Origin of the sequence: Frigoribacterium sp. UYMn621 (assembly GCF_040549525.1) — a bacterium.
GTDB lineage: Bacteria > Actinomycetota > Actinomycetes > Actinomycetales > Microbacteriaceae > Lacisediminihabitans.
The window spans coordinates 389,417-410,248 of sequence record NZ_JBEPTM010000003.1; the positions used below are offsets into that span (position 1 = coordinate 389,417).

21 protein-coding genes, 1 tRNA gene and 1 pseudogene are annotated in these 20,832 nt (G+C 66.0%); 18 read left to right on the forward strand and 5 right to left on the reverse strand.

Annotation, left to right across the window (positions count from 1 at the left end; all coding sequences use genetic code 11):
- Nucleotides 1–22 precede the first annotated feature (22 nt).
- From ABIB54_RS08210 to ABIB54_RS08220, 3 genes are read left to right on the forward strand one after another with little or no spacing between them, the layout of a single operon-like run.
- Nucleotides 23–994, forward strand: a complete 972-nt coding sequence (locus ABIB54_RS08210) for a permease (RefSeq protein WP_354575027.1) — start codon at nucleotides 23–25, stop codon at nucleotides 992–994.
- Complete coding sequence (locus ABIB54_RS08215) at nucleotides 987–1,766, forward strand: TIGR03943 family putative permease subunit (protein WP_354575028.1); 780 nt, start codon at nucleotides 987–989, stop codon at nucleotides 1,764–1,766. The genes ABIB54_RS08210 and ABIB54_RS08215 overlap by 8 nt, the downstream gene beginning before the upstream one ends.
- The gene (locus ABIB54_RS08220; RefSeq protein WP_354575029.1) at nucleotides 1,747–3,171 is read left to right on the forward strand and encodes a hypothetical protein; all 1,425 of its coding nucleotides are present in this window, start codon (nucleotides 1,747–1,749) and stop codon (nucleotides 3,169–3,171) included. Before ABIB54_RS08215 ends, ABIB54_RS08220 begins: the two co-directional genes overlap by 20 nt.
- Nucleotides 3,172–3,275: 104 nt before the next feature.
- On the opposite strand, the gene ABIB54_RS08225 is transcribed toward ABIB54_RS08220, so the two are convergent.
- Nucleotides 3,276–3,548 (reverse strand): DUF4031 domain-containing protein, encoded by a 273-nt coding sequence (locus ABIB54_RS08225; RefSeq protein ID WP_354575030.1) that lies wholly within the window; start codon nucleotides 3,546–3,548, stop codon nucleotides 3,276–3,278.
- A 105-nt stretch (nucleotides 3,549–3,653) separates the two neighbouring features.
- Between ABIB54_RS08225 and ABIB54_RS08230 the strand changes: the two genes are divergently transcribed.
- From ABIB54_RS08230 to proB, 5 genes are all read left to right on the forward strand, one after another.
- Entirely contained in the window at nucleotides 3,654–4,217 is a 564-nt protein-coding gene (locus ABIB54_RS08230) for a hypothetical protein (protein ID WP_354575031.1), read from the forward strand.
- Between the two features lie 143 nt (nucleotides 4,218–4,360).
- Nucleotides 4,361–4,669, forward strand: coding sequence for a 50S ribosomal protein L21 (gene rplU / locus ABIB54_RS08235; RefSeq protein WP_185200925.1), 309 nt, complete (start codon nucleotides 4,361–4,363; stop codon nucleotides 4,667–4,669).
- 17 nt (nucleotides 4,670–4,686) lie between these two features.
- The gene (gene rpmA, locus ABIB54_RS08240; protein ID WP_185200924.1) at nucleotides 4,687–4,941 is read left to right on the forward strand and encodes a 50S ribosomal protein L27; all 255 of its coding nucleotides are present in this window, start codon (nucleotides 4,687–4,689) and stop codon (nucleotides 4,939–4,941) included.
- 133 nt (nucleotides 4,942–5,074) lie between these two features.
- The gene (gene obgE / locus ABIB54_RS08245) at nucleotides 5,075–6,631 is read left to right on the forward strand and encodes a GTPase ObgE (RefSeq protein WP_354575032.1); all 1,557 of its coding nucleotides are present in this window, start codon (nucleotides 5,075–5,077) and stop codon (nucleotides 6,629–6,631) included.
- Nucleotides 6,624–7,415: a glutamate 5-kinase gene (proB, locus tag ABIB54_RS08250; protein WP_354575033.1), complete on the forward strand. Its 792-nt coding sequence runs from the start codon at nucleotides 6,624–6,626 to the stop codon at nucleotides 7,413–7,415. Before obgE ends, proB begins: the two co-directional genes overlap by 8 nt.
- 221 nt (nucleotides 7,416–7,636) lie before the next feature.
- On the opposite strand, the gene ppsA is transcribed toward proB, so the two are convergent.
- On the reverse strand, nucleotides 7,637–10,039 hold the full coding sequence (gene ppsA / locus ABIB54_RS08255) for a phosphoenolpyruvate synthase (protein WP_354575034.1): 2,403 nt from the start codon (nucleotides 10,037–10,039) through the stop codon (nucleotides 7,637–7,639).
- 137 nt (nucleotides 10,040–10,176) lie between these two features.
- On the opposite strand from ppsA, the gene ABIB54_RS08260 reads away from it, so the two are divergent.
- From ABIB54_RS08260 to ABIB54_RS08290, 7 genes are read left to right on the forward strand one after another with little or no spacing between them, the layout of a single operon-like run.
- Nucleotides 10,177–10,560 (forward strand): hypothetical protein, encoded by a 384-nt coding sequence (locus tag ABIB54_RS08260; RefSeq protein WP_354575035.1) that lies wholly within the window; start codon nucleotides 10,177–10,179, stop codon nucleotides 10,558–10,560.
- A 27-nt stretch (nucleotides 10,561–10,587) separates the two neighbouring features.
- Nucleotides 10,588–11,856, forward strand: coding sequence for a glutamate-5-semialdehyde dehydrogenase (locus ABIB54_RS08265; RefSeq protein WP_354575036.1), 1,269 nt, complete (start codon nucleotides 10,588–10,590; stop codon nucleotides 11,854–11,856).
- 57 nt (nucleotides 11,857–11,913) lie between these two features.
- Nucleotides 11,914–12,114, forward strand: coding sequence for a hypothetical protein (locus tag ABIB54_RS08270; protein WP_354575037.1), 201 nt, complete (start codon nucleotides 11,914–11,916; stop codon nucleotides 12,112–12,114).
- 13 nt (nucleotides 12,115–12,127) lie between these two features.
- Entirely contained in the window at nucleotides 12,128–12,730 is a 603-nt protein-coding gene (nadD, locus tag ABIB54_RS08275) for a nicotinate-nucleotide adenylyltransferase (RefSeq protein WP_354575061.1), read from the forward strand.
- A complete protein-coding gene (locus ABIB54_RS08280; protein WP_354575038.1) occupies nucleotides 12,727–14,691 on the forward strand; it encodes a hypothetical protein in 1,965 nt (654 codons plus the stop codon). Before nadD ends, ABIB54_RS08280 begins: the two co-directional genes overlap by 4 nt.
- Nucleotides 14,692–14,733: 42 nt before the next feature.
- On the forward strand, nucleotides 14,734–15,111 hold the full coding sequence (gene rsfS / locus ABIB54_RS08285; protein WP_185200918.1) for a ribosome silencing factor: 378 nt from the start codon (nucleotides 14,734–14,736) through the stop codon (nucleotides 15,109–15,111).
- A gap of 17 nt (nucleotides 15,112–15,128) precedes the next feature.
- Complete coding sequence (locus ABIB54_RS08290) at nucleotides 15,129–16,091, forward strand: hypothetical protein (RefSeq protein WP_354575039.1); 963 nt, start codon at nucleotides 15,129–15,131, stop codon at nucleotides 16,089–16,091.
- Here the strand turns inward: ABIB54_RS08290 and ABIB54_RS08295 are convergent.
- Nucleotides 16,088–16,648: an antibiotic biosynthesis monooxygenase gene (locus ABIB54_RS08295; protein WP_354575040.1), complete on the reverse strand. Its 561-nt coding sequence runs from the start codon at nucleotides 16,646–16,648 to the stop codon at nucleotides 16,088–16,090. The genes ABIB54_RS08290 and ABIB54_RS08295 overlap by 4 nt on opposite strands.
- Before the next feature lie 120 nt (nucleotides 16,649–16,768).
- Here ABIB54_RS08295 and ABIB54_RS08300 point away from each other — a divergent pair.
- The 3 genes from ABIB54_RS08300 (at nucleotide 16,769) to ABIB54_RS08310 (ending at nucleotide 18,570) form a co-directional block, all read left to right on the forward strand.
- A tRNA-Ala gene (locus tag ABIB54_RS08300) sits at nucleotides 16,769–16,842 on the forward strand.
- A 160-nt stretch (nucleotides 16,843–17,002) separates the two neighbouring features.
- Nucleotides 17,003–17,236 (forward strand): helix-turn-helix transcriptional regulator, encoded by a 234-nt coding sequence (locus ABIB54_RS08305; protein ID WP_354575041.1) that lies wholly within the window; start codon nucleotides 17,003–17,005, stop codon nucleotides 17,234–17,236.
- The gene (locus ABIB54_RS08310; protein WP_354575042.1) at nucleotides 17,233–18,570 is read left to right on the forward strand and encodes a tyrosine-type recombinase/integrase; all 1,338 of its coding nucleotides are present in this window, start codon (nucleotides 17,233–17,235) and stop codon (nucleotides 18,568–18,570) included. The genes ABIB54_RS08305 and ABIB54_RS08310 overlap by 4 nt, the downstream gene beginning before the upstream one ends.
- Nucleotides 18,571–18,884: 314 nt before the next feature.
- Here ABIB54_RS08310 and ABIB54_RS08315 read toward each other — a convergent pair whose 3' ends face one another.
- A complete protein-coding gene (locus ABIB54_RS08315; RefSeq protein ID WP_354575043.1) occupies nucleotides 18,885–20,174 on the reverse strand; it encodes a Fic family protein in 1,290 nt (429 codons plus the stop codon).
- A gap of 386 nt (nucleotides 20,175–20,560) precedes the next feature.
- A pseudogene (locus ABIB54_RS08320) lies at nucleotides 20,561–20,788 on the reverse strand (transposase); the annotation flags it as partial.
- Nucleotides 20,789–20,832: the final 44 nt, after the last annotated feature.

Sequence of the window (20,832 nt, forward strand, 5' to 3'; positions counted from 1 at the left end):
CCGTATTCGGAGGCCCACCAGCGTGGGACTGAGCGTGGGACTCCTCGGCATCGTCGCGGTGTTCCTCGTCCGCGCGCTGACTCCGGCTCTCGGGCCGTGGTCGCTTCCCCTTCGCCTGCAGGATCTCCTCACGCTGTCGATCAGCGTGATCATCGAGTCCCTGCCGTTCGTGATTCTGGGAATCGCGCTGTCGATCCTGGTGCAGGTCTGGGTTCCGGATCGCTGGATCATGCGTATTCTTCCGCGCAATGCTTTCCTGCGGCGGGCCGTGATCTCCTTCCTCGGCATATTCCTCCCGGTCTGCGAGTGCGGCAACGTGCCGCTCGCGCGCGGACTGATGGTGAAGGGATTCACCGTCTCCGAGTCGATGACCTTTCTCCTCGCGGCGCCGATCGTCAATCCGATCACCATTCTCACGACCGGGCAAGCCTTCGGTTTCGACAGCTGGATCTTCGCGGCACGCTTGGTGGGCGGATTCGTGATCGCCAACGTGATCGGGTGGCTCTTTTCGAAGCATCCCGACCAGGACAGCCTGCTCACCGACCGCTTCGCCCTCGAATGCCGGCTGCCCGACCCGCACGCGCACGCCCAGACCCGCTGGCAGAAGAGCGTGGAGCTCTTCGTCCGCGAGAGCGCTGTGATCATGCCGGCACTGTTCATCGGATCCCTCATCGCCGGCCTCGTGCAGGTGGCGGTGCCCCGGGCGGTGCTGCTGAGTCTCGGGAGCAATCCGCTCTGGTCGATCATCGCGATGATGGTGCTCGCGTTCGTGATCTCCGTCTGCTCGAACGTCGACTCGTTCTTCATCCTTCCGTTCGCGAGCACCTTCATGCCCGGTTCCATCGCAGTGTTCCTCGTCTTCGGACCGATCATCGACATCAAGATGCTCACCCTCATGCGCACGACCTTCCGAGCGAAGGTGCTGGTGCAACTCACCGTGATCGTGGGCCTGCTGAGCGCCCTGATCGGATTGGTCGTGAATTATCTTGCCTAGGTTCACCCGGTGGCAGGGCCTCGCCCTGTGCGTCGCCGCGCTCGTCTCCACGGTGTGGCTCGCCGTGACCAACCAGCTCATCCTCTACATCCACCCGCGGTACATCGTGTTCACCGTGATCATGGCTGGCGTGGGGCTGGTGCTCGTCGTGGCGAGCTTCTGGAAGTCGGCGAAGTCTGACGACCACGACCACGACACCGATCACGATCACGATCACGAGGAGCCGAGCCCCCGGGGCTACCGCAGAGCGATCTCGACCGCCGGCACCGTGGTCACCCTCGTGGTCGCTGTCGCCCTCGTGGTTGTACCGCCCGCGACCCTGACCACGGCCACCGCAGACCAGCGGGTGATCAACAGCACCCAGGTGGGCTCCGGCACGAAGACCGTGGACGCCGCAGCATCCGCTCCCGCCGGCGCGTTCGCGCGCTTCACCGTGCTCGACTGGTCTTCACTGCTGCGCCAGACGACCGACGCGGGCTTCTACCGCGACAAGACGGCGAACGTCGTCGGCTTCATCACCACGGACACGGATGACCCGCAGAACGTCTTCTACGTCTCCCGTTTCGTGATCACCTGCTGTGCCGTGGACGCGCAGCCGGTGGGGGTGCCGGTATTCCTGCCCCACTGGCAGGACCGCTTCGCCGCCGACCAGTGGGTGAGGGTGAGCGGATCCTTCGAGACCACCCCGAGCACGAAGAGCCAGCAGTCCATCGCGCTGGTGCCCACCGCGACGACGAAAGTGACTCAGCCGAGTGAGCCATACCTCTACTGACGGTGCGGATGCTGCCGACGGGGCGGCCGGGCCGTTCCGCCGCGCCCTCGCGGGAACCGTCATCGCTCTGCTGATCCTCGTTGCGGGATTCGCCGTCCTCAACTACCTTCAGGGGCCGAAGTTGTCGAGCGGACGCATCGATGCCGATCGTGTGGTCGCTCAGTCCGGACAGCAGCTGCGGCTTTTCGCCAACCAGAGCATCCTCGCCGTTGCGAAGAAGCACGTGTCGGTGAGTCCGGCGGCCCCGTTCACGGTGAGCACCTCCGGAGCCGTGATCGCGGTGCAGTTCACGGAACGCCTCCGCTATGGCACCAGATACTCGGTGCGGGTGTCGGATGTCGCCAACGCGTTCCAGCCACGGGTGTCGACCTTCGACTATGCGTTCACCACGGCTCCCGCCGAGATCTACTATCTCGATCGTGCCGACCCGGCGACCGGGGCCGGGCAGGCTGATTCGATCATCCGAACCGGGCTGCGCGGCAGTGAGCGCACCGTGGTCTACTCGGCGCCGCGCATCCAGCAATTCGTGGTCTTCGCCCAGGCGATCGCGGTCACCACCCTCGCCGACGACGGCACCAGTTCGCTCTCGCTCGTGGGGCTCTCGAGCAAACTGGTGGAGCAGATCGTGCTGCCCTCGCGGGGCACCATCGACGAGATGCAGGGCGAGGCGGATGCGGGACTGCTCGGCTTCGCCTTCACCAGCGTGGGCCCCGCGATCTCGCGCCAGTACAACTCCGTGCTCATGCGCATCGATCTCACGGGAGCGCACACGGTGATCCCGGTGCCCGACCTCGCTGGCATGCCGCTCGGAGTGTTGGACTGGGGCTTTCTCGGCGGCACGACGAGCATCGTCGCCCAGGGCGAGGACCAGACGGTACTGCTGATCGATGCCGCCAAGGCCGGACCGCCCGTTCCTCTCGGCCAGTACACCGGTCTCGGGCGGAGTTCCCCCGACGGCAACACGATCGTCGTGAGCGACGTCTTCGGCAAGATCGCCTACTCTCTCGCGGACGGGAAGGAAACGCGCATCCCGTCGCTGCCCATCGCCGGGGCATCCACCTACGGCGGCGCTGTCGTGCTGCTCGGGCGCGGTACCGCCCGGGTGCAGCAGGTGGCCGTGTTCGATTCGGCGACGGGCGGCAGGTTCCAGAGCTATCTGCTCTACGAGAATGGCACGACCGCGCGGGTGCTCTACCAGTCGAAGGACGATGCCGGCAGCATCGAAGACTTCAGCATCTCGCCGAACGGCCAGTTCGTGGCGGTGAACGTGATCCCGGACTACGCGAACAGCGTCTCGGACGGCTACCCGGTCGACGCGCAGTCCACCTCGATCTCGACTGTCTTCATCGACATCGCAAGTGGAGCCGTCGTGCGCAGCGTCGAGGGCTTCGATGAAAGCTGGTAGCCCCTCTCGCCTGGCACCGCCGCGGTTGTGGATCGCAGCGGCGGGCTGTGGATGACGGGCCGTGGATGACGGGCCGTGCAGCGCGCGAGGCGGGCCTTGGTCGGCTACAGGCCGCGACGATCTCGCTGGGATACCCGCAGCCCGCTGTCCCTCAGTCGCTCCACGAGCTGCCGGATGCTCACCGGTTGCGCCCCCGCGGCCACCAGCTCGCGATACCGGCCCTCAGGCACGTCGTAGTGATCCAGATCGAAGCCGCGCCGGGGGATGCCCATCCGGCTGGCGAAGTCGTGCAATTCCTCGAGAGAACTGTCACTCACCAGGTGAGACCAGAGCATGTCGTGCGCCGGCCACCTAGGCTGGTCGATCAGGATGGTCATTGGCCGATTCTAAACAGCGCCGTTCGTCAGTAGCGCCGTCAACTGCGCCGATTCACAACGGCGCCGTTTCTCCCCTAGAAGATCTCACCAGGAAGGATGAGCGGGATGACTTCACTAGCCCATCGCGTCGTGCGCCAACACGGCTTCCTCGTCGCCCTCGTCTCCGCCCTCGTCGTGCTGGCCGTCAGCCTGATTCAGAACGTGTTGAACGCCCTGATCGGCCAACTCACCTTCCTCGGCTCGAGCACGGTGCCGGCCTGGCAGTGGTGGGCGGGATATGCCACACAGTTCGCCACCGTCGCCGTGCCCCTGTCCGTCGGGGTGTTCCTCAGCTTCTGGTTCATTGCGCCGATCGGCCCCGAACTGCATGTCGTCCATGTGATCACGCGCTCGGTTCTCGCGGCGGCCGTCGGAGGGATCCTGGTCTTCGTTGTGATGCTCGCCACGAACGGATTCTCCCTGGTGACGAACGGGCTGATGGGTCAGATCCGTCTCCCCGCCGACGCGGGGGAGCGCGTGTTGCAGGCGCTCGGGTTCTCCGCGGCGACCGCAGGGCAGCAGTTTTTGAGCGTCGCACCGCTCGTCATCCTCGTGGGAGTGCTGCTGCGCCTGTGGCTGGAACGGCATCCGTCCGAGCACGAGATCGTCGGCATCGTCGACACGGCCTGAACACAGCTCGCAGCGTTTGACCCCGGTCGCGATAATCGACTATTGTTGACCTTCGGTGTGTGCTGGGCTAAGCCCGCAACCGAATGCACACCAAGACTTCTGCCGAAATCATCGGCAACAGTTCATAGAGTTAGGGTTCCCAAGTGGTTTACGCAGTTGTGCGCGCCGGTGGTCGGCAGGAAAAGATCGAGGTCGGCAGCATTGTCGTTCTCGACCGCATCAAGGCCGACAAAGACGGCAACGTCGAGCTCGTGCCGGTCTTGCTGGTCGATGGCGACACCATCACGCATGACGCCTCGGCTCTCGCGAAGGTGAAGGTGACCGCTGAGGTCGTCGGCGACCTCCGCGGCCCGAAGATCGTCATCCAGAAGTTCAAGAACAAGACCGGGTACAAGAAGCGCCAGGGCCACCGCCAGGAGCTCACCCGCATCAAGATCACCAGCATTAAGTAACTAGGGGCTGAAAACTCATGGCACACAAAAAGGGCGCAAGCTCCACCCGTAACGGTCGCGATTCCAACGCACAGCGCCTCGGCGTCAAGCGTTTCGGCGGCCAGGTCGTCAGCGCAGGCGAGATCATCGTTCGCCAGCGCGGCACTCACTTCCACCCCGGCGTCAACGTCGGCCGTGGCGGGGACGACACCCTGTTCGCCCTCTCGGCCGGTGCGGTCGAGTTCGGCGCCAAGGGCGGCCGCAAGGTCGTCAACATCGTGGTCGCCGCTTAAGCGGCTGGTCTCGGTACGGTCGCGGCGCGGCCTACTCGACCACCGATTTACTCGGGGTCGGCACATTCAGTGGGTTCGAGCGAGCTTCGGCTCGCTCTTGCCTGTTAAGCAGCACTAAGCGAAGGGATGCGTTGTGGCTACCTTCGTTGACCAGGTAACACTCCACCTCAGTGCCGGCGACGGTGGTGATGGCTGCGTCTCGGTGAAGCGCGAGAAGTTCAAGCCCCTCGCCGGACCGGATGGCGGCAACGGCGGCGACGGCGGCGACATCGTGCTGGTCAGCGAGATCGGCGTGACGACCCTCCTCGGCTTTCATCGCGCACCCCACCGCAAGTCCGAAAAGGGCGGCCAGGGCATGGGCGACAACCGCAGCGGCTCGGATGGCGCGGAGATCGAACTCGCCGTCCCGCTCGGCACCGTCGTCAAAGACGCCGAGGGCAACGAACTCATCGACTTCACCGAACCGGGCATGCGCTACGTGGTGGCTCCCGGGGGTCAGGGCGGACTCGGCAACGCCGCCCTCGCGTCCACCAAGCGCAAGGCTCCGGGTTTCGCGCTTCTCGGCATCCCCGGCTGGGAAGGCGACGTCTTCCTCGAACTCAAGGTGGTGGCGGATGTCGCGCTGGTCGGGTACCCCTCGGCCGGCAAGTCCAGCCTCGTCGCCGCCATCTCGGCCGCGAAGCCGAAGATCGCGGACTACCCCTTCACCACGCTGCATCCGAACCTCGGTGTCGTGGAGTCCGGTGACACGCGCTACACCGTTGCCGACGTGCCCGGTCTCATCGAGGGCGCGAGCGAAGGCAAGGGGCTCGGCCTCGAATTCCTGCGCCACGTCGAGCGCTGCTCCGCCTTGCTGCACGTGCTGGACTGCGCGACCCTCGAGCCCGGTCGCGATCCGATCAGCGACCTCGACGTGATCCTGGGTGAACTCGCCGCCTACCCGGTGCCCGAAGGCCAGCTTCCGCTGCTCGAGCGCCCGCAACTCATCGCGTTGAACAAGGTGGATGTGCCAGAGGGCCGGGATCTCGCCGACCTCGTGCGCCCCGACCTCGAGGCCCGGGGATATCGCGTGTTCGAAATCTCCGCGGTCAGCCGTGAGGGCCTGCGCGAGCTGTCGTTCGCCCTCGGCGAGCTGGTCGATGCCGAACGTGCCAAGAAAGCTGCAGTGCCGGTGAAACAGCGGATCGTTCTCCGCCCCCGAGCCAGCGGTGATGCGGGATTCACGGTCAAGGTCGAGGGCGGTTCGGGCGGCAACATCTATCGTGTCGTCGGCGGCAAGCCGGAACGCTGGGTCGCTCAGACCGACTTCAACAACGAAGAGGCCATCGGCTTCCTCGCGGACCGCCTCGCCAAGTCCGGCGTGGAGAACGAGCTGTTCAAGGCCGGGGCCGTCGCCGGCTCGACCGTGATCATCGGACCGGTCACCTTCGACTGGGAGCCGACCCTCACCTCCACCGCGGAACTGCTGACCGCTCCGCGAGGCACCGATCCGCGACTCGTGCAGAACGATCGCCCGACGTCGAAGACCCGTCGCCAGGAGTACCTGGATCGCATGGACAGCAAGTCAGAGGCGCGCGCCGAACTTCTGCGCGAGCGCGAGGCCGGCATGTGGAATGACGATGAGGGCTTCGCGATCACGGAGAAGGACGCCGCCGAAACCGAGTCGGAGGATTCGCCGGCGGATGTCTGACCCGGTTCTCTCGCGCAGCGGCATCCCCGCGGCGCGGCGCATCGTCGTGAAGGTGGGCTCGTCGTCGATCAGCGGCGCCAACTCCGACCAGATCGCGCCGTTGGTGGATGCGCTTGCCGCAGCCCACGCGCGGGGAACCGAGGTGATCCTGGTCTCGTCCGGGGCGATCGCCACCGGCATGCCGTACCTCAAGCTCGATTCCCGCCCTACTGACCTGGCGACCCAGCAGGCCGCCGCCGCGGTCGGCCAGAACGTGCTCATCTACCGCTACCAGGACAGCCTCGACCGCTTCAGGATCGTCGCGGCCCAGGTGCTGCTCACCGCGGGGGATCTCGAGAATCCCACCCATCGCGGCAATGCGCAACGGGCGATGGAACGGCTCCTCGACCTGCGCATCCTGCCGATCGTCAACGAGAACGACACGGTAGCGACCCACGAGATCCGTTTCGGCGACAACGACCGGCTCGCTGCCCTCGTGTCCCAGCTGGTGCGCGCCGACCTGCTCGTTCTGCTCTCCGATATCGATTCGCTGTACACGAGACCGCCAGAGCAGCCCGGAGCGCGCCGCATCGTGGATGTCGCGTTCGATGACGATCTCACCGGGGTCGAATTCGGTGACGTCGGCGCGGCGGGGGTCGGAACGGGGGGCGCCGGCACGAAGGTGGCCGCCGCCAAGCTCGCTGCGGCATCCGGAACCCCGGTGCTCCTCGCCTCCACGAGACAGGTCGCCGCGGCCCTCGAGGGCGCGGAGCTCGGCACCTGGTTCGCCGCCGCCCCCCGCTGACCCAGCAGCGAGACCAGCCACGTGTTGCTGCGGCAGCAACATCACAGGGGCCGCTCGGCGGCGCATCGTCGCGGGAGCGCATCGTCGCGGGAGCGCCCCTCGGTGCGAAATCCATGCCGAGCGAAGGGCTCGCTGCCTGAAACCGCCGCTGCACGGCCGGTCGAGCACGATTGCATGGATTTCACGCGGGAAGGCCACCCCGACCGACAGATCAACCCCGATCACGCAGGCACTGACACCACCGCCATTCGTTGCTCGGTCTCGGCGATGATCCGAACCGTCTTCAGGAAGCTGTCCGGGTTCAGGGAGATGGAATCGATCCCCTCTCCGACCAGGAACGCCGCGAAGTCCGGGTAGTTGCTCGGACCCTGGCCGCAGATGCCGATCTTGATCCCGGCCGCGTGCGCCTTGTGGATGGCCTCGGTGATCATCCGCTCCACGGCCTCGTCCCGTTCGTCGAAGAGGGCCGCCAATTCCTGGGAGTCGCGGTCGACGCCGAGCACCAGCTGGGTGAGGTCGTTGGACCCGATCGAGAAGCCGTCGAACTTGCTCGCGAATATCTCGGCGAGGATCACGTTGGAGGGGATCTCGCACATCATGTAGATCTGCAGCCCGTTCTCGCCGCGCACGAGCCCGTTCTCGGCGAGCACCGCGAGAACCTTATCGGCCTCCGCGGGGGTTCGACAGAACGGAACCATGATGATCACGTTGGTGAAGCCCATGGTCTCCCGCACCCGTTTCAGAGCACGGCACTCGAGCGCGAAGCCGTCGCGGTAGCGGGGGTCGTAATAGCGGGAGGCGCCCCGGAAACCGAGCATGGGGTTCTCTTCCGACCCTTCGAACGCGTCCCCGCCGATCAGGTGGGCATACTCGTTGCTCTTGAAGTCGCTCAGCCTGACGATCACCGGGCGAGGATGGTACGGCGCCGTCAGCTTGCCGATGCCGCGGGCCAAGATGTCGACGAAGTAGTCCTGTGGGTCCGCGTAACCCCGCGTCAGCTTATGAATCTGGCGGCGCTCACGCTCGCTGGACACCCGCTCCGGATGCACCAGCGCCATCGGATGCACCCTGATTACGTCGTTGATGATGAATTCCATGCGAGCCAGGCCGACCCCGGCGGACGGCAGCCGCCACCACTTGAACGCCGCTTCCGGGCTGGCGATGTTGCACATCAGCGCGGTGTGGGTGTCGGGGAGGGTTCCGAGGTCGATCTCCTCGCTCTCGAAGGCGAGGATGCCGTCGTACACGTGCCCCTGGTCGCCCTCTGCGCAGGACAGGGTGATGGACTGCCCATCGGCGACGATCTCGGTCGCATTGCCGGTTCCGACGACTGCGGGCACCCCGAGCTCGCGGCTCACGATCGCGGCGTGGCTGGTCGCGCCCCCCTGGTTGGTGATGATCCCGGCCGATCTCGCCATGATCGATACCCAGTCCGGGTCGGTCATTTCGGCGATCAGGATCGATCCGTCGCGGAAGCTCGCGATGTCGGCCGCGCTTTTGATCACGCACGCCGTGCCGGTGGCAATCGAGTCGCCGATGGCTGCGCCCGAGGTGAGCAAGGTGCCCGGTTCGGTGAGGCGATGCACCGTGAACCGGGTGCCGCTCTTCACCGCCTGCACCGTCTCCGGCCGGGCCTGCACCATGAACAGCTCTCCGGTGGCCCCGTCGCGCGCCCATTCCATATCCATCGGGCGCCCGTAGTGTTCCTCGACCAGCACCGCCCAGCGGGCGAGAGTGATGATCTCGGGATCGTCGAGCACGAAGGCCTGCCGGTCCAGCATCGGAGTGTCCACCAAGCGGGTTCGGGCGCTTCCGCCGGTGCTGTAGATCAGTTTGTGAGCCTTGTCCCCGAGGCTCTTCTCGATGATGGGAACGCATCCCGCTTGGTCGAGGAGCGGTTTGTAGACCAGGTACTTGTCCGGGTTCACCGTGCCCTGAACCACCGTTTCACCGAGGCCCCAGGCCGCGCTGATCTCCGCCACCCGGGGGAACCCGGTTTCGGTGTCGATGGAGAACATCACTCCGGAGCTGCCGAGGTCGGAGCGCACCATCCGCTGCACGCCGATCGAGAGGGCCACCTCAAGGTGGTCGAACATCTTCGTCTCCCGGTACATGATCGCGCGGTCGGTGAAGAGCGAGGCGTAACAGCTACGGCAGGCTTCGAGCAGGTCCCGCTCGCCCACGACGTTGAGAAAGGTCTCCTGGGCTCCGGCGAAGCTCGCCTCCGGCAAGTCCTCTGCCGTTGCACTGCTCCGCACGGCGACGGCCGGGTTCTCCACTCCGATTCGTTCGCCGAGCTTGCGATAGGAGGAGCGGATGATGTCGGCGATCTCGCCGGGGAACTCGCTTCCGAGAAACAGCTCGCGGATCGCCAGCCCGGTCTCGTGAAGGGCAAGGTCGCCGGCCCGGTAGCGCGCGATCCGTTCGCGGATGCCCTGCTCGATTCCGTTGGACGCGACGAACTGCCGGAACGCGAACGCCGTCGTGGCGAACCCCTCCGGTACCCGCACACCCTTGTCGGTCAACGAGCGAACCATCTCGCCCAGCGAGGCGTTCTTACCGCCGACCTCCGGGACGGCGCTCATATCGACGTCTTCGAACCACACGACGTGGCGTTGTTCCATGGTGTCCTCCTCCAGAGGGTCTGAGTCGAGCGATAGCAGAACGCTACGACCCGTCCGACCCTGGAGATAGGGACCAAAGATACTATTGCGCCACCACCGGCCGGGCGAAGCTTGAGTTCCGACGGGAGGAGAGGATGATGACCGGCATTCAGAAATCGAACCAGGTTCAGGGCACCGATCGACTGGAGGATGCGGCGCGAGATCTTGCGGCCTCCACCCGTGACATTGCCCGTCCCTCGGACAGCAAGGGCATCCTCGAAGGGTTGAGACGCTCCCAGGAGTCCCTGAACCAGACCTACCGCCAACTCGCCGATTGGCACGGTCGCGTGGTCGAGGGCGTGCATCACGGCGGCGAGAAGGACGGGCGGGCAGACCCGCACAATCCCGGCTGGATTCGCGCCGAACTGGCTCTGCAGGAGGCTGCCCAGTACGGTGCCGACGCCGTCGCCGCCCTCACGCGAGCCGAGAACGCCAACGAGATCGCGCGATGGTTCGATGAGGTCCTCGACGACGAGCTCTGATCGGGCGCTCGCGTCTACACTGGCGACATGACCGAGACCGTCGTCGCAACGCGCTCCTTCACCGAGAAGCTGGATGCCGCGCGCACCGCATCCCGTGTGCTCGCCACCACGAACGCAGCCCTGAAGAATCGTGCGCTCGAGGCCATCGCGGCTGCGATCGTGGAAAGCGCCGATCGCATCATCACGGCCAACGACCTCGATCTCGTGAACGGTCGCGACAACGGATTGACAATCGGCCTGCTTGACCGCCTCCGTCTGGACCGGAGCCGACTCGGGGGACTCGCCGAGGCCGTCCGTCTCGTCGCCACACTTGTCGACCCGGTCGGCGCGAACGTTCGTGGACAGACGCTGCCCAACGGCCTCCGGCTCAGCGAGGTGCGGGTGCCCTTCGGCGTCGTGGGCGTGATCTACGAGGCTCGCCCCAACGTGACCGTCGATATCGCGAGCCTCGCGCTCAAGAGCGGCAATGCCGTCGTGCTGCGCGGGGGCAGCGCCGCCGAGAACACCAACCGGGCGCTGGTCGCCATCATCCAGGAGGCGCTCGTGAGCGTCGGGCTGCCCGCGGACGCCGTGCAGACCATCGACGAGTTCGGGCGGGACGGTGCCCGGCAGCTCATGCAGGCGCGCGGACAGATCGATGTCCTGATCCCGCGGGGGAGCGCGGACCTGATCAACACCGTTGTCACGGAGTCGAAGGTCCCCGTGATCGAAACCGGGGCGGGGATCGTGCACGTGTTCCTCGATTCATCCGCCGACGAGGCGTGGGCCATCGATATCGTGCACAACTCCAAAGTGCAACGACCGAGTGTCTGCAACGCCCTCGAAACGCTGCTCGTACACGAGGCCGCTGCGGAGCGTTTGCTGCCGTCGGTGCTCGGTGCCTTGCGGGCCTCCGGAGTCACCATCCACGGGGACGACCGCACGCGTCAGATCTTCGCGGATGCCGTCCCCGCCACCGAGGAGGACTGGACCACCGAATACATGTCGCTCGACCTGGCCGTGCGAGTCGTCGGCTCGCTCGATGAGGCGATCGATCACATCCGCCGCTATTCGACGCATCACACCGAGTCGATCGTCACCAACGACCTCGGCAATGCGGAACGCTTCCTTGCGGAGGTGGACTCTGCCGTGGTGATGGTGAACTCCTCCACCCGGTTCACCGACGGCGGAGAGTTCGGCTTCGGGGCCGAGGTCGGGATATCGACGCAGAAGCTCCATGCTCGAGGCCCGATGGGGCTCAGCGAACTCACCAGCACCAAATGGATCGTGCGTGGCGCGGGCCAGGTCAGGAAATAGGCATCTGCGGGCCGGTAGGCTTACCGACAGTGAAATATCGTTCAAACGGATTGGTGGATGTCGGTGCTCAGCATGATCGTTCTGGCGGCTGAAGGGGCGAAGATCGCCCTGTTCTTCCCGGCCTGGGTCTTCCCCATCATCGCCGCAACCGCTTTCGTCGCTCTCGGTTTCGTCGTATGGAGCTTCCGTGACGTCGCCAACCGCCACAGCCAGAAGACCGGCGGCTCGGCGGCGAGTGGGCACACGACCGATCACTGACGCCGACGACCTGATGGCGACGAGCACGACGAAGCGCCCGAAAATCGGCGTGATGGGCGGCACCTTCGACCCCATCCATCACGGGCATCTCGTGGCAGCGAGCGAGGTGGCGCAGTCATTCGGCCTCGACGAGGTGGTGTTCGTGCCCACCGGAATGCCGTACCAGAAGCCGGGTGCCACCCCCAGTGAGCACCGCTACCTGATGACGGTCATCGCCACCGCGGCGAACCCCAACTTCACGGTGAGCCGGGTGGACATCGACCGCCACGGGCCCACGTACACGATCGACACGCTTCGTGACCTCCACGCCGAGCGACCGGACGCCGAGCTCTTCTTCATCTCCGGAGCGGACGCCATCACGCAGATTCTCGACTGGAAAGACGTGGCCGAACTGTGGTCACTCGCCCACTTCGTCGCGGTGACACGACCGGGCCACTCGCTCACTATTTCCGGTTTGCCGGAGTCGGACGTAAGCTTGTTGGAAGTGCCCGCGCTCGCAATCTCCTCCACAGACTGTCGCAGCCGGGTCAGCCGGGGATACCCGGTGTGGTATTTGGTCCCCGATGGTGTTGTTCAATACATCTCCAAACATCACTTGTATCGGAGTCTGACATGACAGCCTGGCAAGACCAGCCGCCCGTGAGTCGGCGGCAAGTTCGGCAAACCGAACGCGACGAGAACGTCGTTCCTCAGGCGACCCCTGAGCAGGACGCTCCAGATGACACCTCCTTCGCGGGTATCGCCCGGCAGGGTTGGGAAGCCGAAGCGCGCCGCGCGACTGCGCCGCAGGGACCGCCAGAGAGCGCCGTCGAGCCTCCAGCGAGCCGTGGCCGCAGAGTTCAGCAGCCCGCGACCAACGAACTGGGCCCGGACTCCACGCCGGAGCCGCTCCTCTACATCACCCAGGCGCGACCTCAGGTGCCGAGCTACGACGGCGCCTCTTTCCGTGGCCGGGCGATCAGCGCGGTTCCGCACGACTCCGACGCCGTGACGCCGGTTGATCCCGCGCCCGGTGCCGAGCAGCCCGAGTATCGCAACCGCGACTTCAGCCCCTCGGACTCCCGCCGATCCGCCTTCCGCCCGGTCGGTCCGCCGCTGAACTGGGCTCCGCCCGTCGTGGTGCCACTCCCCGAGCCCATCGCCGCACCGGCGATAGAGGCGGCCGCCCCCCCAGCTTCGGCCCCCGCGGATGCGGCCCCCGCAGCTTCGGCTCCGGTCGCGCCCGAATCCTCGTCTCAGCCCGCGCCCGTCCTGACGCGTCGCCAGATGCGCGAATTGGGCATCGGCGGTTTTGTGACCAGCCCGAGCGAGGACGACGAGGCCGAGCGTGCCGCCGCTGCCTCCCAGCCAGCTACGCCGGTGGATGCCGCACCGGTCGAGGAAGCGCTTATCGAGGCTGCGCCGGTAGAGGCCGCGCCCGTCGAGCCACCACCGGTCGAATCCAGCCCCGTCGACGACGTTGTCGTCGCCGAGGTGGTCATCGAGCGCCCGCGGTTCCGCGATCGCGCCAGTCGCGGCACGGTGGATCCCGAGCTCGAGCGCGAAGAGGCCCGTCGGGCCGCACAGGCGTCCGAGGCGGTTGCAGTGCCTCATGCCGGCCCGGAAGCGCCCGTGTTCACCGAAGCGCCCGTGTTCACCGAAGCGCCCGTGTTCACCGAAGCGCCCGTGTTCACCGAAGCGCCCGTGTTCACCGAACCCCCCGCACTGATCGAACCGCCGCTGCGGCAGCTGTTCACCGGTGCCATTCCCACGGAAGTCACCGTCGCCGAACTGGTCGAGCCGCCGGTCGCGCCGTCCGCTTCGCGGGAACCGGTGAACTCTCCGGTATTCAACGTCGCTCCGGCCTCTGACCGCGAGGTGGCAGAGCCAGAAGTCGTGGTCGCCGAGCTCGAACCCCACCCGGAGAGCGCCTCGACCTTCGAAGACCTTCTGTTCCCCAGCGGTCAGCCCGTGGAGACCACCGTAGAACCGGCACCAGCCGACGCTGCGGCGACCTCCTTCGGCGCTTTCCTCGCCGGACACGATGCGCCAGCGCCCACCGTGTCCTCTCCCGAGCGCACTGTCGCCGAGCCCGACGACGGCTATGTGCCCCCGGTCGGCCACTGGTCGACCCAGGCGCTGATCGACGATGACGTTCAGGTGCAGGAGAACACCTTCGCTCGCGACGTTGGCGCCACCAGCGGCGCCATCACGACGAGCGCCCTGGTGCTGCCGTCGATGCCCACCGGAGAAGACATCATGGGCCCGCTGAGCGGTACCGGTGAGATCCTCATCACCGGTTCCATCAACCTGCCGAGCAGTATGGGATCCACCGGGGTACACCCGGCCCGTTACGACCACTCCGATGTCGACGCGCTGCTCGAGGCCGACGACCGCGAAGACTCCTCCGATCCAGAGTCCGCGCCGGTTCGTGCGATCCGCGCGATCAGCACGAACACCGCATCTGGCGACGTCATCAATTCGATGAAGCCCCAGAAGGCCAGTCGCCTGCCTCTCATCCTCATCGTCTCCGCCGCGGTCATGGCCGTCGGCGTCGTCGTTCTGCTCGTCGCAGGGTTGATCTTCAAGATCTTCTAGGCCTGTGACCACTTCTTTTTCTCTTCCACCCCAAAGGACCCTGTGACCGCGACCGACCACGCCCGCGAACTCCTCCAGATCGCTGCGGCCGCCGCAGACTCGAAACAAGCCGAAGATCTCGTGGCTCTCGACGTCTCCGGTCCACTTCCCCTCACGGATGTGTTCCTGCTCGCCACCGGGCGAAACGAACGCAACGTCGTCGCCATCGCGAGCGAGATCGAAGACAAGCTGATCGAACACGGGTCGAAGCCCCTCCGTCGCGAGGGTCGGGCCGAGGGGCGCTGGATCCTGCTCGATTTCGGTGATCTCGTGGTGCACGTATTCCACGAGGAGGACCGAATGTACTACTCCCTCGAACGACTCTGGAAGGACTGCCCGGTAATCCCGATCGACCTTCCGGTGCGCGAGTCCGCCGAATAGTCGAGACCGGCCAGCGGATGACAGCTCTCGAGCTGCCGTCCTGGCGTGGGACCGGCGACGATCGGCAGCGTGTCCTCGACCTCATCGACCGCTGGGCTGCGTCATCCGCCCTCGCCGGGGTGGTCGCGGCCTTCGGGGGCTCGGTGCCCGACGGCGGCGCTGGTGATCGCCTGGCCTGGCTGGATTCCTTCGCGGCCGCGGAATGGGACTTCCGCCGCGGCGGGGAGCGCGACTCGATCCGCCGATCGGCGCTGTCGCCGGCTCAGAGCGATGCCGTGTTTGCACACTCTCCGGACCTGGGGCTCGCGAACCGGGAGAGGCCCGAGCGGGCGCGCTACGACACGGTGATCATGACCGGGGGGATGGTGCGCGCCGGTATCGTCAAGCCACGGTTCGTCGCCGAGCTGCTCGAACGCGGGCTCGAGTGCGACCACATCCTGTTCCTCGGCGGATTTCGACAGTTCTCTTCGGAAGAGACTGCGGTCGCGCGGGCGCTGGGGATCGAGGCCGACGACGAATTCGGGGGGATGCTGGCCGGCCTCGAGCGGGCATTCGGCCCCCTCGGTGCAGCCGAGCTCGTCGAACACAGCGGTGACACGCCGAATGCGTCCTGGCGGCACGTCAGCTGGAATCGAGGGCAGCTGCCCCGGTTGAGCGTGCTCGCTGCCCCCTCGTCCGACCCGCAGCGGCGCCGCGCCAATTCCGCCGACACCTATCAATTCTGGGCCGGGCAGCGTCGCGCCCCCACCGAGCAGTCGGTGCTGCAGGTCACATCACCGATCTACGTGCCCTACCAGGCTGCGGTGGCCGTGGGCATACTGGGCCTCGACTATGGACTCTCGGTCGAAACCGTTGGCGCGAGTGCCTTAGCGAGCGACCTGGGGCCGCACAGCCAACCCTTCCTGGCAGAGCATCACCTGCAGGAGCTGCGGGCGGCCATCGGGGCGATGCTGCGCCTCCGGAAACGCCTGGACGGCTAACGCGGCTGACGAAGCAGCCAGGGTCGCAGTGCGCGAGTCACGAACGGCAGTGCGAGGTACGTCATGATGGGCGCGACCGCGGCGACGAGCACGAGAACGCGCAGGGGAAGCGGCCACGGGCCGGTGAGCGGGGCCAGCAGCCAGTTGGCGAGCAGGCTGAGCGGATAGAACGCGATGAAGATGCTCACCAGCTGTTTCCAGCGCGGGGGAGCGAACGGCGCGGACTCGAGCACCTCGACCGTCGAGGGTTCATCGAACCAGCCCTCGATGCCGGTGCGCTTCTCCTCCCGGGCGTGTTCCACGAGCCCGAGAGCGCTCGCGATCCACCACTCGCGTTCCGGAGACCGCTCCCACAGCGCGAGGTCCGCGGCGTCGGCGAACCGGTAGAGCATGTGCCACTCATGAGATTCGGGATCGGGGCGCACCCACCCCGAGCCGAGGTAGCCCGGGCTCGAGCTGAGGAGGTCCTGGCCGGCACGCGCCCAGGCGGCGACCTCCCGCGCGCGATCGGGTGAGACGACGCGGGTTATCGAGACGGTGATCGGTTCTGCTGACATCCGTCCAGTCAAGCACCGTCGGCCGGGTCGGCCGCTCCAAATCGGGGGCTGACCACGGAGCGCTCGGATGTGTAGTAATCTGACGTAGTTGCCTTCTCGGAAGTTCGAGAAAGTCAGCTTGGGTCCATGGCGCAGCCCGGTAGCGCACCTGCATGGCATGCAGGGGGTCAGGGGTTCGAATCCCCTTGGATCCACAGAAATTGCTGGTCAGACGGCCATTCCGGAACCCCAAGCAGGGGATTTGGGATGGCCGTTCGACATTTATTCGACACTTCACCGCACAGTATTTCTGCGTCTCGGGGCATTCTCGGAGCGTCTCGGAGACGTGTGGTTTCGCCTGCGCACCTCTCGGGTATGGACAACACAACTTCCTACCCCACCGAATTCGAGTCGATTCTGACCTTGTCTGAGCTAGCCGCTCGGCTCGGCGTGACCGCCCAGACCATCTACGACCTGCGCAGCCAGGGTCGCGGGCCGCGCGGTTTCCGGCTCGGCCGTCAGCTGAAATTCCGTGCGTCGGAAGTCGATGCGTGGCTGCGCCGGCTCGAAGAAGCCGACATGAGACCGGCCGGCGGAGGCGGACGGTGAGCGGCGGGCGTCCCCGCACCGTCATTGGAACTTACGGTGCCGTCGGTCTCCGTCACAAAGGTCGTGGCTACATCGCCACCGCTCGGTACCGTGACGCCGACGGACGCCTACGACCGGTGACGGCATCGGGAGCCTCCCGGTCGGCGGCACAAGCGCGGCTCAAAGAGCGCATGCTCAACCGGGCAGGTTACGGGCGGCAGGGGAGGCTCGCGCTAACCAGCTCCTTCCGTGAACTTGTCGCACTCTGGCTCAGCGACCTCGACAAGCAGGACCTCGTCGAGAGCACGAAAGAGAACTACCGCGACGATATCCGGCGGCACGTCATGCCGGCATTCGAGAATCTCACTCTCGGGGAGATCACCACCGGACGGGTTGAGTGGTTTCTCAAAACCGAGGCCGCGGTCTCGTACTCGCGGGCCAAGCACTCCCGCACAATGCTGAACCTATTGTTTGGCTTTGCCCTCCGGTACGACGCGATGCCACGGAACCCCGTCGAAGGCACCTCCCAGTTGAAGAAGCCGAAGGGATCACCGCAGGCCTTGACACTCGAGCAGATCGCCGCGATCCGACGTGCGGCGGCGACCTGGCGTACGGGGGAGGACGTCAAAGGGCCAAGACCCGACGGCCAAGTCCGCGACATCATCGAGGTGCTCCTCGGAACCGCCTTGCGAATCGGCGAAGTGCTCGCCGTGCGTCCCTGCGACATTGCGGACCCACCGAAGGGGATGGTCATCGCGGTGCGCGGAACGGTTGTGCTGCGCACCGGGCGCGGTGCGGTCCGCCAGAACCATCCCAAGACCGAGCATTCGATTCGACGAATCGCCGTGCCCGACTTTGCTGCCGTCGTCCTTCGCTCCCGTCTGGCCACGATCGGTCGCGGGGATACCGAAAGAACGATCTTCGCGAACCGCGAAGGGGGACCACTCAGCCCATTCAACGTGCGCCGCACCTTCCGGGACTTCCTCGAGTTCGCCGGACTCGACGATCAAGGAATCACGTTGCGTTGGTACCGGCGCACGGGCGCAACTGTCATCGCTCGCGGAGCGGGCGCGGGCGCCGCCGCAACCTTCCTGGGGCACGGCTCGACTGCAATCACCGAAGGCCACTACATCGAACCCGACCGCACCGTCGACCACAGCCCCGCCGCCCTGTTAGAGCGTACGCTCCGTCCCGCACACCCGGACCGCACGCTTCTCAGGAGTGAGATGACCGCGGAAGAGGAGCACGCGCTGGCGCAGTTCGATGAGTTGGACGACGACCAAATGGCTAATGGTGGGCCGACGCACGACGCCGCATCGGTCAACCGTTCGCCGAGCCACGCAAACCCGGAATAAAAGAAATCCCACATCTTGCGTCACGAGCGGTGGACGGCTGATGTAACCTCGTCATCACGAGTGCGCTGATAGTCATGGGAGTCGAGAATCCTCACTCCCGGAGGCGGACCCTGGTGACGGCAACGGGGTGGTACTACGGTCCCGCAAAATTTGCGGGACCGGCAATCCCGCGGAAAACACGGTCTTACAGAACTCTGTGACCTGCGATTGCGGCGAACGCCGCTCGGTCTCAAGAAATCTGTCGCGCTGCGGAGGCGGCGAATCGAGCCTGGCCATTTCTGTTTTCATGCGGTCTGTGAGCGCCCAACTCGTGTTCAGAACCCGAGGCCGGGAGGCTCGCGGCGGGTCGGTTGTGGTTTGGTCGAGCGAAGTGGTGGCAGCTTGCGTGGTGGGCTCGGCCGTTCCGGGCGAGACTGGGCCGGTTGGCGGCGACCGGCGCGTGCGGCGAATCCGTCGACGGCTTTGAGGATCTCGTCGCTTCGCCAGAACGTGCCGACCTGATATTCGGCCTTCGAGTTGAGGACGCCCTGTTCAGTCAGATCGCGCAGCAGCGGGTAAGCGTTCTGGGGTCGGATGCCGAGTTCGCGCGCGATCAGGGGCGCGTCCACGACTGGAGTGCGGGCGACGATGTCCAACACTCGCCACACGCCACTATCGGATCGCGCGCGCACCCGTTCCTGCCACCCGGCGCGGACCTGGTCGATGTCTGCGACGAGTTGGCGGGCGTTGACCACCGCGCGGACGCTAGCCTCGGTGAAGCGCGCGACTATCGGCTCCAGATCGCCCGACCGATAGGCGGTCAGAGCCTCGTGGTAGCCCTGGATGTCGGCCAGCAGACCTGCTGACACCGGCACGGCCACGTTCCGGGTCACAGCACGGTGCCGCAGGATCGCCTGCGCGAGGGCACGCCCGGTACGCCCGTTGCCGTCGGTGAACGGGTGGATAGTCTCAAACTGCGCGTGCGCGAGCGCTGTGAGGACGAGGGACGGGACCTCGACCCGGCTGCTGAAGGCCACCAGGTCGTCGACCAGTTCCGGCACCCGCTCCCACCGGGGTGCGACGTAGTCCGCACCGATCGGGGATTGCGAGGAGGTGCCGATCCACACCGCCTCGGCCCGCCATTCGCCCGGGGTGTGTCGAGGCTGGTCGACCATGAGGATCGCGTGCATCTGTCGGATCGCCGCAGGAGTGATCGCGTCCGCTGTTTCGATCGCAGACTGGAGCGATGCGGTGTTTGCCGCGATCAAGGTCGCATTGCGTGCCCCGCGGCCGCCCAGTTCCGCGGTGAAGATCGCCCGGGCACTCGCGGTGAGCTGTTCGATCTGCGACGACGCCGACGCCTCGCTACGCAGCAGCACCGGACCGAACGCAGCGACCCGGTGCCCCAGCTCCGCATCGAAGCGGCTTAGTTCACGGGCTGCATCCTCCGCCGCAGCCAGCACCACACCGGGTAGCGCTACAGCCGCCCCGGCGATCGTCGCCGGAACCGTGGCGACATAATTGCGTGAGCCACCGAGGTAGGCAGACAACCCCGGGCCCATCTGCTGGACATCTTCGGGCTCCCACAACATCGTCTCGACGGTCACTGCTGGCCACGAAGTCATACTGACTTCCTCACATAGTATGAGTTAGCAGCATAACTCATAACAACATGGTTCGGGAGTATGACCTGTCTGCTCGCCATTCCGACGTCGGCCGACCCCAAGCTGACCGGGTAGAGCCGTCGCCACGGTGTCATCGACGTCGGACAACTGTCGGAATTATCCGAGGTCGCTTCCTCGCACCCGCGTACCAGTGCCAGGACAGCGCTCCTCTCGAGACTCTTCACCCTTTGACTTATCCTGATCCGCCGATGTGGGTGGCTGGAAAGCGCTCGTTGGCTGGTTGAGACGCAGCTCGTCAGGGGCGCGGTGGAGCTGCGGGCCTCTCTGCCCGTGGTGTTCCACTTTTAGTCGCTGCTCACGCCGGGGTGCCTGGTCGGTCGGGTTGATCAGCTTCGCGGTGGTGGCAGGGTGTGAGCGAAGAGCGCCGACCATTCGGTCTCCCAGGGCCAGACTTCGGGCAGGTGTAACCGGATACGGCGTCCGGAGGATGCGACCCTCGCGGGGATGGTGACCAGTTTCCTGCGGATGGTTGATGTCGTCGCCTTCGCGAGGGCTGACCCGGTGATGGTTGCGGCAGTCCTCGTGAGGTTGAAGGCGATGACGGCGAGGATCAGCCCAACAAACGCGACGACTGAACTCGGATTGACCGACAAGAACC

Coding starts and splice junctions, on each gene's coding strand:
- ppsA (WP_354575034.1), bottom strand. CDS start 10,039: ATGGAACAACGCCACGTCGTGTGGTTCGAAGACGTCGATATGAGCGCC.
- ABIB54_RS08315 (WP_354575043.1), bottom strand. CDS start 20,174: ATGACTTCGTGGCCAGCAGTGACCGTCGAGACGATGTTGTGGGAGCCC.
- ABIB54_RS08290 (WP_354575039.1), top strand. CDS start 15,129: ATGACAGCTCTCGAGCTGCCGTCCTGGCGTGGGACCGGCGACGATCGG.
- ABIB54_RS08230 (WP_354575031.1), top strand. CDS start 3,654: ATGACTTCACTAGCCCATCGCGTCGTGCGCCAACACGGCTTCCTCGTC.
- nadD (WP_354575061.1), top strand. CDS start 12,128: ATGGCGACGAGCACGACGAAGCGCCCGAAAATCGGCGTGATGGGCGGC.
- ABIB54_RS08260 (WP_354575035.1), top strand. CDS start 10,177: ATGACCGGCATTCAGAAATCGAACCAGGTTCAGGGCACCGATCGACTG.
- ABIB54_RS08280 (WP_354575038.1), top strand. CDS start 12,727: ATGACAGCCTGGCAAGACCAGCCGCCCGTGAGTCGGCGGCAAGTTCGG.
- rpmA (WP_185200924.1), top strand. CDS start 4,687: ATGGCACACAAAAAGGGCGCAAGCTCCACCCGTAACGGTCGCGATTCC.
- ABIB54_RS08265 (WP_354575036.1), top strand. CDS start 10,588: ATGACCGAGACCGTCGTCGCAACGCGCTCCTTCACCGAGAAGCTGGAT.
- ABIB54_RS08295 (WP_354575040.1), bottom strand. CDS start 16,648: ATGTCAGCAGAACCGATCACCGTCTCGATAACCCGCGTCGTCTCACCC.
- ABIB54_RS08225 (WP_354575030.1), bottom strand. CDS start 3,548: ATGACCATCCTGATCGACCAGCCTAGGTGGCCGGCGCACGACATGCTC.
- ABIB54_RS08270 (WP_354575037.1), top strand. CDS start 11,914: ATGTCGGTGCTCAGCATGATCGTTCTGGCGGCTGAAGGGGCGAAGATC.
- ABIB54_RS08305 (WP_354575041.1), top strand. CDS start 17,003: ATGGACAACACAACTTCCTACCCCACCGAATTCGAGTCGATTCTGACC.
- proB (WP_354575033.1), top strand. CDS start 6,624: ATGTCTGACCCGGTTCTCTCGCGCAGCGGCATCCCCGCGGCGCGGCGC.